Source organism: Cyclobacterium xiamenense, from assembly GCF_900109255.1.
Taxonomy (GTDB): Bacteria; Bacteroidota; Bacteroidia; order Cytophagales; family Cyclobacteriaceae; genus Cyclobacterium; species Cyclobacterium xiamenense.
The window spans coordinates 292,027-305,965 of sequence record NZ_FNZH01000003.1; the positions used below are offsets into that span (position 1 = coordinate 292,027).

At 47.4% G+C, this 13,939-nt stretch carries 13 protein-coding genes; all 13 read left to right on the forward strand.

What is annotated here, in order from left to right:
• Positions 1 to 17: 17 nt before the first annotated feature.
• The 13 genes from BMW71_RS10755 to BMW71_RS10815 all read left to right on the forward strand — a co-directional run bounded on the left by BMW71_RS10755 (position 18) and on the right by BMW71_RS10815 (position 13,938).
• On the forward strand, positions 18 to 746 hold the full coding sequence (locus tag BMW71_RS10755) for a type III pantothenate kinase (protein ID WP_092173495.1): 729 nt from the start codon (positions 18 to 20) through the stop codon (positions 744 to 746).
• Positions 733 to 2,022, forward strand: coding sequence for a BamG family beta-barrel-assembly machinery protein (locus tag BMW71_RS10760; RefSeq protein WP_092173498.1), 1,290 nt, complete (start codon positions 733 to 735; stop codon positions 2,020 to 2,022). The genes BMW71_RS10755 and BMW71_RS10760 overlap by 14 nt, the downstream gene beginning before the upstream one ends.
• Positions 2,023 to 2,033: 11 nt before the next feature.
• Positions 2,034 to 3,338 carry a hypothetical protein gene (locus tag BMW71_RS10765; RefSeq protein WP_177179642.1) on the forward strand — a complete coding sequence of 435 codons (1,305 nt, stop codon included), beginning with the start codon at positions 2,034 to 2,036 and terminating at the stop codon, positions 3,336 to 3,338.
• A gap of 267 nt (positions 3,339 to 3,605) precedes the next feature.
• Positions 3,606 to 4,151, forward strand: coding sequence for an LPS export ABC transporter periplasmic protein LptC (lptC, locus tag BMW71_RS10770; protein ID WP_241684825.1), 546 nt, complete (start codon positions 3,606 to 3,608; stop codon positions 4,149 to 4,151).
• A gap of 9 nt (positions 4,152 to 4,160) precedes the next feature.
• On the forward strand, positions 4,161 to 4,382 hold the full coding sequence (locus BMW71_RS10775; protein ID WP_092173505.1) for a hypothetical protein: 222 nt from the start codon (positions 4,161 to 4,163) through the stop codon (positions 4,380 to 4,382).
• Entirely contained in the window at positions 4,375 to 5,637 is a 1,263-nt protein-coding gene (locus BMW71_RS10780) for a hemolysin family protein (RefSeq protein WP_092173508.1), read from the forward strand. Before BMW71_RS10775 ends, BMW71_RS10780 begins: the two co-directional genes overlap by 8 nt.
• A gap of 94 nt (positions 5,638 to 5,731) precedes the next feature.
• Complete coding sequence (locus BMW71_RS10785) at positions 5,732 to 7,846, forward strand: peptidylprolyl isomerase (protein ID WP_092173510.1); 2,115 nt, start codon at positions 5,732 to 5,734, stop codon at positions 7,844 to 7,846.
• Positions 7,847 to 7,945: 99 nt separating this feature from the next.
• On the forward strand, positions 7,946 to 8,212 hold the full coding sequence (locus tag BMW71_RS10790) for a DUF493 family protein (RefSeq protein WP_092173513.1): 267 nt from the start codon (positions 7,946 to 7,948) through the stop codon (positions 8,210 to 8,212).
• Between the two features lie 11 nt (positions 8,213 to 8,223).
• Entirely contained in the window at positions 8,224 to 8,454 is a 231-nt protein-coding gene (locus BMW71_RS10795) for a 4a-hydroxytetrahydrobiopterin dehydratase (protein WP_092173515.1), read from the forward strand.
• Entirely contained in the window at positions 8,454 to 9,137 is a 684-nt protein-coding gene (gene rsmI / locus BMW71_RS10800) for a 16S rRNA (cytidine(1402)-2'-O)-methyltransferase (protein WP_092173518.1), read from the forward strand. Before BMW71_RS10795 ends, rsmI begins: the two co-directional genes overlap by 1 nt.
• Complete coding sequence (locus BMW71_RS10805) at positions 9,137 to 9,940, forward strand: inositol monophosphatase family protein (RefSeq protein ID WP_092173521.1); 804 nt, start codon at positions 9,137 to 9,139, stop codon at positions 9,938 to 9,940. Before rsmI ends, BMW71_RS10805 begins: the two co-directional genes overlap by 1 nt.
• Before the next feature lie 229 nt (positions 9,941 to 10,169).
• Positions 10,170 to 10,778, forward strand: a complete 609-nt coding sequence (locus tag BMW71_RS10810; RefSeq protein WP_092173523.1) for an NADPH-dependent F420 reductase — start codon at positions 10,170 to 10,172, stop codon at positions 10,776 to 10,778.
• A 157-nt stretch (positions 10,779 to 10,935) separates the two neighbouring features.
• Positions 10,936 to 13,938 (forward strand): AsmA family protein, encoded by a 3,003-nt coding sequence (locus BMW71_RS10815; protein WP_092173526.1) that lies wholly within the window; start codon positions 10,936 to 10,938, stop codon positions 13,936 to 13,938.
• Position 13,939: the final 1 nt, after the last annotated feature.

A 13,939-nucleotide genomic window follows, 5' to 3' on the forward strand; every position in this document is an offset into this window, starting at 1 on the left:
GTTTTTGGAAAGCGACAATGCCAGACAGACGAAATTGGGTGATAGATATCGGGAATACCAGAATTAAAGCTGGGATCTTCATGCAGGGGCAACTGCTAGATTCGGCTACGGTTACCGGATACGAAGCACTGGCAGACATGTTGCAACCTGCGGCAGGTGACAGGGTACTCATAGCGTCCGTAAACTGGACAGAGGAAGACCTGAGGGAAAAAATTGACTTTCCGTTTTTGTTTTTTGACAAAGAGACCCCCTTGCCTATACAAAACCACTACCGCTCGCCCAACACCTTGGGGCTGGATCGGCTGGCAGCGGTGATTGGTGCACGGGCATTCGTAGCAGACGGAGCGGTCTTGTGCATAGACCTTGGCACCTGCATCACCTACGACTTTATGGATGGTTCCGACAATTTCCAGGGGGGAGCGATTTCACCCGGCATGGGACTGCGGGCCAGGGCCATGCATGCATTTACGGCGAGACTTCCACTGGTGGAACCGATACAGGAGGTTCCTTTCTTTTTAGGAAGGGACACACGCACTTGCATGAAGTCCGGAATTTATCACGGCGTACTGGGAGAAATACACGAGTACATTCGCCTGTTTACTGCGAGCTATGGCAAAGTAAAGGTCTTTATTTGTGGTGGAGATGCTGAAATCTTTGAAAGCTTAACAAAAGACCACATATTTGTAATCCCCAATTTGGTTCTATACGGATTGGACAGAATTTTAACATACAATGTCGAGAACTAAACTACTTGTGACCAGCCTGGGATTTTTCCTGGGATTTGCGGTCATTCACCATACCAGTTTTGCACAATTTTCCTCCTCTACCTACAGTTCACTGGGAGTAGGGGTTTTTAATAATTCCGGACTGACCCAAAACCAGGGAATGGGGGGCATGGGAATTAGCTTTGGCAATAGTTACAGCGTCAATCATGTCAATCCCGCGATTTCGGTAAAAAACACGGCCTATAGTTTTCAGGCCGCATTGAACTACAACCAAATGTCTGCGGCCACCGAATCTAGCTCCGAACAATTGGACGGCGGGGGCCTCAGTTATGTGGCCATGTCTTTTCCCGTGATCCCCCGAAAGTTTACCATGGGTCTGGGATTGAACCAGTTAACCGGGGTTGATTATAACATTACAGTCAATTCTCCAGTTACCAATACGGATTTGGTGGCGCAGAACATTATCGAAGGCAGGGGAGGGTTGAGTCAGGTCTACCTGCAGGGCGGCTTTCAGGTGTACAAGAGCCTAAGCCTGGGCTTGGAAGGTGCTTACACCTTTGGATCGACAATCCGTACCAACCAATTGGATCTATTGGATACGGCCATGAATGGAATCGGTATTTCTTCGGAATATTACGAACGACTGACGTTCAGCGACGTCACCTTCAAGGCGAGTATTTTTTATGCGCAGCCGCTGGGAGATGAAAAATACCTGAATCTGGGCGCCATCTATCACATGTATGGAGATATTAATGGAAAAGAGTTTGCAAAAATGGCAGAATCGGGCCAAGCTAGCATTCCCAATTCACCCGGAGATGTGCTGGCAGATAATATTTCGGGAAGTATTTTCCTGCCTAATAAGATAGGTTATGGTGTAACTTATGAAAAAATTAATAAATTTGCTATAGGAGTAGAAGCGCAGTTTCAGGATTTTACCGATTTTAGGGATTTTAATGCCAGTGAGGGGAATCTGCAAAATGCGTTTAAACTGGCACTGGGGGGGCAATACATACCGAATGCCTTTTCAATGGAGAGCATGTTGAGCAGGTCTACGTTCCGGGCTGGCCTGGAATACGAGCGACTTCCCTACCTGCTGAACCAGAACCAAATTGATGATATTGGCATTAATTTTGGTACCAGCATACCGGTGTACAGCCTATCCTTATTAAATGTGGCGGTTAAGGTAGGCACCAGAGGAACGGTCAGTGATGGGTTGGTAAGAGAAAATTATTTTAAAGTTTCGTTAGGAATTTCAATAAATGACAACAGTTGGTTTTACAAAAAAGTATTTGAATGATGTTGACAAACATGAAAATTAAATCGGCAATTATGGGATGTTTGTCCTTCCTCATGGTTGGACTGGTTCAGGCGCAAGACAACTGGAATTGGCCATCCGATCAGGCAATGGAAGCAAAGGCCCGGGAATACAATGCGGCTTACAATGACTACATGAAAGCAGAGGAGTTCCTAAAAGCCAAAGGTCCCCTGCACTGGTTATTGACAAACGCGCCGGATTTGAATGAGGCGCTTTACATCAACGGCGTAAAAGTCTACGAAGGTGCCGCTGAACTGGCAACGGACGAAGCAGAGATCGCTTCCTTCCAGGATTCGGTGTTGACGATATATGACCTGCGAAACGAGTTATATGACAACGAACCACAATGGATCGCAAACAAGGCATATTACGCGTACAAGTTTTACAAAGGCAACAAAGACAAAGTAGACATTGCGACGAAACTGTTTGAACGAACCATCGAAATCCACGGGAAACTGGAGCCATCGTCATTGAACGCTGCGTATTTCGATGCGGTCTACCGAAACTTCGCTTTTAACAAGGCGTACACCCCAGATGAAGTGATCGGCAAGTACGAATTCATCATGACCAAACTTGACGAAGACGAAGCTGCCGGTCAAAACGTAGCCACCTCCAAGGGAACGCTCGAGCAGCTGTTGGCGGCGATGGATATTATCAACTGTGAGTTTATCGAAAACAACATGGGCCCCAAGTTGACAGCGGACCCCACGAACCTGAAGCTAGCGAAACAGATATTTCAGTACTCGATCAAAGAGAAGTGTACCAGCAGCGATATTTTCCTGAAGGCACTTGAGACCATCGATAACGACAGCCCTACGTTCAGTACCTCTCAGGTGCGGGGCATGCGTTACATGCAAAATTCAGAATACGCAAAAGCGGGTGAGCTGTTCGAAAAAGCACTGACGCTTGCCGAAACCGACGAGCAAAAAGCGGAAATTCACTGGGATATGGCAAAAGTTCATGCCAACCTGGGAAGAAAAAGTCAGGCCCGCTCCTCTGCCTTGAAAGCAGCGGAGTTGAATGAAGAGAGAGAATCCGACGCGCATTCCTTTATCGGAGGCTTGATCATGTCCTCGTCTAACGATTGCAAAGGAGGTCAGAGCCGGGTGAAAGATTATTCCATATACATTGCAGCCTACAACGCCTATGCACGGGCGGGCGATAGCCAGGGAATGGCAAATGCAAAATCAAGGTTCCCATCTAAGGAAGAACTCTTTACCGAAGGATTCCAGGTAGGCGATACGATTAGTACCGGCTGTTGGGTAGGCCAGACGGTTACCCTCGCAACCAGAGATTGATGTGTCCGGGACTACCTTTCTCTCTGTGTAGTCCGAGTTAGCCAATAAACAAAAAAAAGGCGGTAGCACTACCGCCTTTTTGCATTTACGCTCACTGATTTCTATGGGAGGAAAAAATAAAACCCTATGCCGGATTGCTTCGTCAAGCTGGATAGGAATACTCCTCGCTATTGAATATTCCTCTGAAAATTGTACGTATCTTTGCACCGGTATATGAACCATAAGAGTTTCAAAATAAATCGCTGTGGGATTGGCGGCTTGTCAGAAATGAATTGGCATGTTGTATTTCCGAAGGCATGGATGTGGGGCATCCTCCTTTTCGGCGCGTTGTTTTCTTGTCGGGAAGACGTGGATAAAAGCCAATTGGAGAATTACGAGGGCCCCTACCGCATCAGCCACGAAATTGAGCTCTTACACAGCGATTCGGCGTTGGTACGAACCAAATTGATGGCAGCGAAACAACTTGAATATTTGAATCGGGATACCGAGTTTCCGGAAGGCATCGTGATCCACTTCTTTGACAGAGATGGGACCTTGAGCACGACGATTCGCGCCGATCGGGGATATTATGACCGTAAAAATAATTTGTACCGCGGCGAAGGGGACGTACAGGTAGAGAATTTAAAGAAGGAACAAAAATTATCTTCCGAGGAGTTATTTTGGGATCCGGGCAAGAAAAAAATTTACACGGAAAAGTTCGTTACTGTAGAAGAGCCGGATCAGATTATCAAAGGAACCGGGATGGAGGCTGATGAGGGGTTTAACGAGTATACATTTACAAATGTGAGCGGGGAAATCGAAAATGCACTTTAAGTCGTACGAATGAAATTGACGAGTACCATTTTACTATCTTTAGCCGCTGCCATGGTGGTTATTGGCGCCCACCTCACCATGAAGACAGGCATCGTGGCATCGTATCCGTTTTTTATGTTTGCGGTGATGTTGCTGTTTTGGCACATGTACCGCAGAAATAAGGACGAACAGGCAGAGAAAAAAAAGGAGCAAAAAGGCAACAAATCAAAAAAACGTAAGTCCAATGGATGAGCAGTATTTTCTCCTGGTCGTGGTAAGTTTATTGTTTTCCGCGCTTTTTTCGGGAATGGAGATTGCATTTGTGTCGGCAAACCGCCTGCACATTGAGCTTCAAAGCAAGCAAGGGAAAATTTCCGGCAGGATTTTGTCCAATTTCATTCAAAACCCCGGCCAGTTTATCGGGACCACCCTGATGGGAAACACGATCAGTCTGGTCTTATATGGTATTTTTATGGCGTATTTGTTGGGGCCACCCTTGGGGTACCTTTTGCCCGAAGCGATCAATACCCAGGCGGGAGTGATGGTAGTTCAAACCGTCGTTTCTACCATTGTGGTACTGATTACGGCGGAATTCATCCCTAAAAGCATTTTTATTCTGAACCCCAACAGTATGTTGACGGTTTTTTCCTTCCCTTTTGTACTCATCTATTACTTCTTGTACCCCGTAGTTTGGATAGTGGTGGGGCTCTCCAAATTTACGATTACTAAAGTGCTGAAACTGGATTACAACGAAGACCGGCCGGCGTTTACCATTACCGATTTAAACAGCTTCATCCAAAACTACCTGGATACCAAAGGTGAGGACGTGGACATCGATGCCAAGATCTTTGATAATGCGGTCGATTTCAAGAAAGTGAAAGTCAGGGAGTGCATGGTGCCCCGGACGGATATCGTGGCTGTGGAAGTAGAAGATCCCATTGCCGATTTAAAAAGTGTTTTTGTAGAAAGCGGGCACTCCAAAATCATCATTTATAAGGAAACGATCGACGATGTTATCGGGTACTGTCACCACCTGGAATTGTTTAAAAAACCGAAGTCCATTGAGGACATATTGACCCCAATCATCATTGTACCCGAGTCCGCCCTGGCCAACGAATTATTGGTACAGTTTATTAAGGAGAGAAAAAGCCTTGCCCTGGTAGTGGATGAATTCGGTGGAACGAGCGGGATCGTCAGTATGGAAGATATCATCGAAGAGATTTTTGGGGAGATTGAGGACGAGTACGACAGCGATGACCTGATCGAGCAAAAAATTTCCGAGCAGGAGTACCTATTAAGTGCCCGGCACGAGATTGACTACATCAATGAAAAATACGAATGGAACCTTCCCGAAGGGGAATTTGAGACGTTGGCTGGATTTATTCTGTCGCTAACGGAGAGCATTCCGCAAAAGGGAGAGTCGGTAACTTACGGTCCATTTACCTTTACGGTTGTTTCCAAACAGGACCACCGGATCGATACCATAAAAATTAAATTAGAGGAATAACTCGTGTCGCAGAAATAACTGATTTATAGATGAGGTAATATTTTGAATTTACCTTCAGATGTAATTATTTTGCGACACTGCAAAAAACAGGATAATGGCATTAATAAAACAAATTAGACAAAGGACGGGACTTGCGATCGGTGTGATTGCGGTGGGACTGATTTTCTTTTTGGTAGGCGGGGACATTTTGGGCCCAAATTCCACTATTCTGGGGTCCAGTCGGACCACAGTCGGAGAAATAGCCGGAGAAGACATCTCCTATGACGAATACGTTCAGAAAATCGAACAGACCAAAATGAGTTTTCAGCAAAATACGGGTAGAAACCCCAATGAAAACGAGTTGTCTAGTATTCGGGAGCAGGCCTGGCAGGCGTTGATCGTGGAAAAGATCTTTTCCCAACAATACCAGGAACTAGGCTTGGTCGTTTCGGACGAGGAACTGGTCGACATGGTGCAGGGAAAAAACATCATTGGCGAATTGCGCCGGCAGCTCACCAACCCCCAAACCGGAGAATTCGACCGGGATCAATTGGTGACCTTTCTTCAATCTCTTCAAACGGCGGATCCTCAGCAGCAAATGTTTTGGGCGCAACAGGAAAAGTTATTTGCCGATTCCCGTTTACGGATCAAATACGATAATATTCTGGCCACCTCAGAGTACGCCACGACGACGGAGGGGCAGCTTCAGCATAAAATGGCGAATACCATTGCCGACGTACGGCACATACAGATTCCGTATTATGCCGTCTCCGATTCACTGGTACAGGTATCCGATTCCGAAGTCCGATCGTATATCAGCAAAAACCAAGAAAAGTTTAAAGTTACGGAAAGCAGGGGACTGCGTTACGTACGGTTTCCCCTTCATCCTAGCCCGGAAGATTCCGCTGCCACGCTGGAACAAATCAATGGCCTTGTCGCCGAACTGAGGGAGGCATCCAATGATTCTGCGTTTGTGGTGCGGAACTCTGAAGCGCAGAATCCTTTCCAAACCATCAACCCGGGAGATCCGCTTCCGGTGAACTTTAGCAACAATGTAGAAGAACCCGAGACAGGAGTGGTGTATGGTCCTTTTCTGAGCAATAATTCCAGTTATGTAGCCTATAAGATTTCCGATAGGTACGATGGCGCGCCGCGAATGAGGGCCAGTCACATATTGTTGAATGCCGAAGGATTGGAAGGCGAAGCCAAAGAACAAGTTCGGGCCCGGGCCCAGGAAGTGTTGGAGGAAGTCAATGAAACCGGAAACTTTGAGGTTGCAGCCGCACAGTATGGCGAAGACGCTACCTCGCAGCGAGGCGGGGATCTGGGATGGTTTTTCCGGGATGATTTTGTCACGGAGTTTGCCGATGCCGTTTTCAGTGCAAGAAGCGAAGGGGTAATCAACCGACTGGTGGAAACTGAATACGGATTTCACATCATCAAGGTGACAGAGATGCCGCAGACAGAAACCAAAAAATTGGCTGTTTTGGAATTGGAGTTGATTGCCAGTGACAATACCCGAAACGACATATTCCGAAATGCCGATTACTTTGCGGCAAATTCTACCAATGCCACCACCTTCGAAGCAAACGCCGAGAAGGAGGATTACCAGGTAGTGTCAGCCATTGGTGTGGGGCCCACAGCTCGCTCGTTAAATAACATGACCGGTGCCCGGGAGATCGTTCGATGGGCATTCAATGACGCTTCAGTGGGTACAGTTTCTGACGTTTTCGAACTCGATGATGCCTACGTGGTGGCGTTGCTTTCCGGCAAGACAGAGGAGGGTGACGGAACGATTGCCAATCCCGAGATAAAAGCTCAGGCGACCAACCAACTGAAAAACGAGAAGAAAGCAGCGTACATTAAGGAGAAAATATCCGGTTTGGAAACATTGGAGGCGATTAAAGAGGTCTTCCCCGATGCATCCATCGGGTCAACACCTGATTTACGTATGAACGCCAGCGTATTGCCTGGTGTAGGATTTGCGCCGAAGGCAGTTGGCGCCATTTTTGGATTACGCGAGTCCGGGGAAATGACCGATCCGATCCAAGAGGATATTGGTGTCATCGTTGCCCAATTGAACGACATTATCCCCGCATCCGAAATAGCCGACTACACCCGCTATCAAAACGAATTGACGGCAAATGCTTCCCAGCGAACGGGCTACATGATCATGATGGCTATGGAAGAGCTGGCAGAAGTAAAGGATTATCGGTATAAGTTCTTTTAATACCAGAATTAAGCAAAAATTTTATCCCATCCTTTTCGAAGGATGGGATTTTTTGGTTTTTAGGGATTTAATTTGCTGTAAAAATCGTTGCACACGTATATGAGCAGTAAATTCGATACCGATTCATTTAAGGAAAAACTGGAAAATCAAACCAGTTTTCCTGCGTTGTACATGTTTAAGTTTATTGTGCCCACCGGCAAAGAAGGAGAAGTAGCTGCCTTATTGCCTGGCCATGAGATGAAATTACGCGTTTCATCGAAGGGAAAATATACCAGTGCCACCATCAAGGCAATGATGCCAGACAGCCAATCGATCATCGAGGTGTACAAAGCGGCTGCAAAAATTGAAGGAGTAGTATCACTATAACCAACCAAGATATGTGGAAAGAAGAAGATAATAAGTTGACACAAACATTCGAGTTTAAGGACTTTCAGGAGGCTTTTGCCTTTATGACGCGTGTAGCCTTTCTCGCCGAGGCTCACGAGCATCATCCCAACTGGAGCAATGTCTACAACAAGGTACAGATAGAACTGACAACCCACGATCAGGGCAATACCATTACAGAAAAAGATAGAAAATTGGCAGAAGCCATAGCGGCGATACTCTAATGGCGGAAAGTGCTTCCACGAGCCTATTTTTGGTACCCACGCCAATAGGCAACCTGAAGGACATCACACTTAGGGCCCTGGAAACGCTCCAGGAAGTGGATGTGATTTTAGCAGAAGATACGCGAACGTCCGGTAAGTTGCTAAAACACCATGCCATTCGACGGCCGTTGGAAAGCTATCACATTCATAACGAACACCAAAGTATTTCCCGGATTTTAAAAAGAATGGGTGAAGGGATGGTTTTCGCCTTGATAACGGATGCCGGCACCCCCGGGATTTCAGATCCTGGCTTTTTGTTGGTCCGGGAGGCCATTGGCGCAGGATTTGAGGTTTGCAGCCTCCCTGGCGCCACCGCCATCATACCCGCTCTTGTCAATTCCGGGCTGCCCAACGACCGATTCGTATTTGAAGGCTTCTTGCCGCATAAAAAAGGAAGAAATACCCGCCTACAATCCCTGAAGGACGAAACACGGACCATGGTTTTCTACGAATCTCCACACCGGCTGCTAAAGACCCTGCAACAGTTATCCGAGACCTTTGGACCGGAAAGGCAGGCCTGCGTGAGTCGGGAAATGACCAAGATGCATGAGGAAAATATCCGCGGCAGCCTGATGGAAATTCTAGATTACTATAATGAACATACACATAAAGGAGAAATCGTTATCACGGTTTCGGGAAAATAATGGACAAACTTGAATTGGAAAGGGTCACCCGGGAAGTAGCCGTGCTGGCCCGGCATGCCGGCGCATTCATTCGGGAGGAAGGGAAGAGCTTCAATCGCGAAAAAGTGGAGCAAAAGGGCTTTAATGACCTGGTTTCGTACGTGGACAAAGGAGCGGAAAAGATCATCGTCGAGGGATTGGCCGAATTGCTTCCGCAGGCGGGGTTTATCACGGAGGAGGGGACCCGTTCCGATGACAAACAGGAACTCACCTGGATTGTCGATCCCCTCGATGGGACCACCAATTTTGTTCACGGAATTCCAACCTATGCCGTATCAATCGCCCTGGCCCGAGGAAACGAAGTCCTTTCCGGGGTGGTATACGAAATCAATTTGGACGAGTGTTTTGCGGCCAGTCTGGGATCGGAAGCGACCTGCAATGACCAACCCATTCGGGTGAGTACTGCAGCGGACCTGGGGAATAGCCTGGTTGCGACCGGCTTTCCGTACGATGCCGGAGGAAAAACAGACCAGTACCTTGACTTGCTTGCCCATTTTCTAAAAAACACCCACGGGCTCCGACGGCTCGGTTCTGCCGCGGTAGATTTGTGTTACGTGGCCTGCGGAAGGGTAGAGGGTTACCTGGAGTATAACCTGCAGTCCTACGACGTGGCTGCGGGTACGTTGATCGTAAAACAAGCCGGGGGTCAGGTTACTGACTTTCGTGGCGGTGAAAATTACTTGTTTGGAGGACAAATTCTGGCCAGCAATGGAAAGGTCCACCAAGACCTACTGGATGCAATCACCACTTATTTTGAACTTTAGTAAGAAATAATTGGTCTTTGGAATTTGTGACTAACTGCAAAAAACATATTTCAAAAAAAATATTTAAGCGTTTGAAAAATAAATTTGTATTTTCGCTATAATTGATTAGCTTTCAAACATTTAATACGAAACACCAAGTAGTGACCAAATCACCCAAGGCTTGTACCTACCGCGGTTTTCAAACAAACGGTTTATTAGTGGAGTTTACATGCATCATAACATAAATAAAATGAATATAGGAATTATAGGAGGTACCGACCTTGCGACCAACTTGGGGAATAAGTTTATCGCGAGAGGGATGGATGTGGTATTTGGGGTCCGAGAGGGATTCAGTACCCGAAAGGTGGAGTGGAAAATTCTTAGAATGCAGAATCATTATGTACTGAATTATGCGGACGCGATCACTGCATCGGATATTGTTCTGATTTGCTGTGAGAATGAATTTTTACCCGTTGTTTGTAATTACCTGAAGGAATACGGGACTGATGAAAAATTATACATCGACTGCACCAATGGCCTACACGACGAAAATCTAAACTGTAATACCACGTATATCCGAAAGGAAACTGGTCACGAACGCTTGTTTAAAGCATTCAATAACCTGGGGTTGGATTATCCCAAGTCCGATCCGCTCGAGCTAATAAAGGAAACCTACTTTTGTGGGGATAGCAGGGACGATCGGATCTTGCTAAAAAAACTTATCGAGCTTATCGGATTTAAGGCGATTGACGCGGGAATGATTAAAAATGCCTGTTTGCTAGAAGCAGTGTACCACCTAAGCAAGGAAATTTCTCATTCAAAATCAGGCGATTGCCATTTTCGGTTGATGTCCGTATAGGCCTTGTGGCCCCTCCCCATTTTTAGACCTACCTCAGATTATTTTTGTTGCCGTTAGGTAACGGTACTGTTTTTGCATATTCATTTGTATACTTCGTGCCCAAAATCACGTAATAAACTAATGGATAGCACGTGTAAATTTTTAGACAGAAACTACCATGAAAAAACTCATTTTCGCATTTCTGACAGTCGGCGCCATTTTACTCCTGGTACTGGCCGTTGTTCCTTTTTTCTTTAAAGATAAGATTTTCGATATGCTGGATCGGGAATTGGCCGCTTCTGTCAACGCACAGGTGTACTACGACCGGAATGAAGTCGGATTGACTGTGTTTCAAAACTTTCCCTATTTGATAGCAAGCATGGGAGACTTTGGGGTGAAAGGCAACCCACCGTTTCAGAACGACACCCTGATCCAGGTAGGCTCTCTCCACGTAGACGTGGACGTTTGGTCTGTGTTATTTGAGGAGAACCCCCGACTCAAAGGTGTGCACCTGGAAGATGGGCAACTTACGATCAGGGTTCTTGAGGACGGGCAGGCAAATTATTTAATCGCCATGGAAGAGGATGCGGTGGAGCAATCGGCTCCAGCAGCGTCGTCCTTTCAAATGGGAATAGACCTGATAGACGTGAAGAATGTAGATTTGATTTACGACGACCGTTCGCTGGACTACCTGATGGCCTTGTCAGGCATTGATCTGCAGGGTAGCGGAGACCTGACGCTGGACGTTTACGATTTGCAGCTGAAGGGTACGATGGATGTAGTGAATGTAACCTATGAAGGAGTGGAATACCTTTCGGACAAATTTCTCACACTCGACTCAAAAATTAACGTGGATCTGGAAAACATGCGCTTTTCCGCAGAAAATGCCTTGTTAAAACTAAACGAATTTGGATTCGGGATCGATGGATTCCTGGCGATGCCCGAGGAGTCGATCGAGATGGATATGGTTTTTTCTGGTCAAAACAACGATTTTAAGAGCATTTTGTCGCTCGTACCTGGAATTTATTCCGACTCCTTTTCCGATTTGACCTCCTCTGGGTCCATGGATTTTAAAGGAGCCGTTCGCGGGGTGTACAGTGAAACAAGTTTTCCGGGATTTGATTTTGCGTTGACCGTAAATGATGGGATGTTTCAATATCCGGATCTTCCCCGGCCGGTTCAACACGTGAACCTGGATTTGAAGGTAGCCAATGCTACCGGAGATCTGGACCGTACCTCGGTGGACCTTTCCCGATTCTCCCTGGAGTTTGGCAACCAGCCAGTCGTGGGACACTTTCAGTTAAAAGACCTCCTTCGTTACGAAATGGACGCCGGGCTCAAAGGGAACCTGGACTTGGCGGAGTTGACCTCCATCTTCCCGATGGAGGGGCTTGAGCTCAAAGGAAAACTCTTTCTGGATGTGAAAGCAGCGGGGAGGTACGACAGCATTGCCGGGGAAATCCCACAGCTAGCTGCCGACTTCACCTTTGAGGAAGGGTACGTAAAGAGTGACAATTACCCAGCTCCCATCGAAGGTATCCACTTTCGGGCAAACGCAGAAAACACGTCTGGGAGGATGCGGGACCTGCTGGTAAATGTGTCGACGTTCGGTTTCGAATTGGAAGGCGAAAGCGTAAGCGGAAGGTTAATGCTGGAAGACCTGGAAGCCATGAGGTACGATTTTTCCCTGCGTGGGGCAGCGGACCTGGCAAAATTGGCATCCGTTTTTCCATTGGAAAACACCCTGCTGGAAGGAAAGGTGCGGGCAGCGATTGATGCGAAGGGCAGTTACGAAGCAATAGAAGCCAACCGTTTTGCAGCACTTGAGACTAGCGGAGAGCTGCAGGTGCTTGATTTTTACTATGCGGATGAAACGTATCCCCAAGGGATACGAATAAATGAAGCACTTGGTGATTTCAGCCCGGAAAGTATCCGTCTGACCAAATTTGACGCCCGTTTCGGGGAAAGCCCCCTGGAGGCAACGGGGGCCCTTGCGAACTACATGGGCTATCTGTTTGGTGCAGCGGGACAGGCCCTCAAAGGCAACCTGGATCTCTATTCCAGTAGCTTCAACGTCAATGAATGGATGACCGCTTCTGAAAATACCGAAGAAGATAGCAGTAGCCTACAAGTGGTTCCGTTGCCAACAGATGTAGACTTCACCATGCGCGTGAAGGCAGATCGGATTCGGTACGATAACCTTTCCCTTACCGATGCCAGCGGAGCGTTGCGGTTGGCAGACGGCGTATTGCGCCTGGATGGATTTACCACCCGTGCCCTGGGCGGCTCCCTTGCATTCGATGGCACGTACGACCCACGGGACCTGATCCATCCCTCGTTTGCCATGGAACTGGATATCGGCGGGATGGGTATTCAGGAAGCCTTTCAGTCATTTACTACCATAAAAACCTTTGCGCCGATTGCGCAGCATGTGGCTGGGACCTTTGCAACCAAATTTGCGTTTTCCGGACTTCTGGGACAGGATATGCTGCCTGTTTTGTCTAGCCTGGACGGGAATGGACAAATCGCAGTCAGCGAAACCGCAGTCAACGAGAGTCCGCTGATAAAAGGAATCGCAAACCTCACCCCATTGAAAGATGCAGCAGCGCTTCGGTTGAAGCCCTTGGATATCCGCGTTGACATCAACGATGGCATGCTACATGTAGCGCGCTTTGAGCTGCAGCTATGGAATTATGCGGCCAACGTTCAGGGTAGTACCGGATTTGATGGCCGGATCAATTACCTGGTGACGGTAGCAATACCGGCCGATACCTTTGGTCCACAGGTAACCGGTCTGGTCGGTGGGTTAGTGGGAACCGACCTTTCTGGAACCACCATTCCACTGGCAATTACCCTGGGGGGAACCTATGGACGGCCGGAAATTTCCTTGGCATCCTCGGAAAGTCTGGAAAGCTACGTTTCGAACGCAATAAAACAGCAGCTATCAGGAGGTAAGGCAACTGCCGAAGAAAACATCGCCGCTGAATTCAAAGCACGGGAGGACAGTTTGCGGCAGGAGGTAAAAGAAAAGGCAGCGGTCGCGCGGGATAGCGTGGAGCAGGAAGCCTCCAGGCTGGTCGAAGAAACCAAAGAAAAGGCGGCAAACGAGGTCAAAAATCTCTTACGAGGATTTACAAACCGAAAAAAAACTACCGGAGAGGAAAATCCAGACCCGGAATAAC

What these genes read in the sequence shown, in the direction of transcription:
- BMW71_RS10755 (WP_092173495.1), top strand. Translation starts at nt 18, where the DNA reads ATGCCAGACAGACGAAATTGGGTGATAGATATCGGGAATACCAGAATT.
- BMW71_RS10760 (WP_092173498.1), top strand. Translation starts at nt 733, where the DNA reads ATGTCGAGAACTAAACTACTTGTGACCAGCCTGGGATTTTTCCTGGGA.
- BMW71_RS10765 (WP_177179642.1), top strand. Translation starts at nt 2,034, where the DNA reads ATGAAAATTAAATCGGCAATTATGGGATGTTTGTCCTTCCTCATGGTT.
- lptC (WP_241684825.1), top strand. Translation starts at nt 3,606, where the DNA reads ATGAATTGGCATGTTGTATTTCCGAAGGCATGGATGTGGGGCATCCTC.
- BMW71_RS10775 (WP_092173505.1), top strand. Translation starts at nt 4,161, where the DNA reads ATGAAATTGACGAGTACCATTTTACTATCTTTAGCCGCTGCCATGGTG.
- BMW71_RS10780 (WP_092173508.1), top strand. Translation starts at nt 4,375, where the DNA reads ATGGATGAGCAGTATTTTCTCCTGGTCGTGGTAAGTTTATTGTTTTCC.
- BMW71_RS10785 (WP_092173510.1), top strand. Translation starts at nt 5,732, where the DNA reads ATGGCATTAATAAAACAAATTAGACAAAGGACGGGACTTGCGATCGGT.
- BMW71_RS10790 (WP_092173513.1), top strand. Translation starts at nt 7,946, where the DNA reads ATGAGCAGTAAATTCGATACCGATTCATTTAAGGAAAAACTGGAAAAT.
- BMW71_RS10795 (WP_092173515.1), top strand. Translation starts at nt 8,224, where the DNA reads ATGTGGAAAGAAGAAGATAATAAGTTGACACAAACATTCGAGTTTAAG.
- rsmI (WP_092173518.1), top strand. Translation starts at nt 8,454, where the DNA reads ATGGCGGAAAGTGCTTCCACGAGCCTATTTTTGGTACCCACGCCAATA.
- BMW71_RS10805 (WP_092173521.1), top strand. Translation starts at nt 9,137, where the DNA reads ATGGACAAACTTGAATTGGAAAGGGTCACCCGGGAAGTAGCCGTGCTG.
- BMW71_RS10810 (WP_092173523.1), top strand. Translation starts at nt 10,170, where the DNA reads ATGAATATAGGAATTATAGGAGGTACCGACCTTGCGACCAACTTGGGG.
- BMW71_RS10815 (WP_092173526.1), top strand. Translation starts at nt 10,936, where the DNA reads ATGAAAAAACTCATTTTCGCATTTCTGACAGTCGGCGCCATTTTACTC.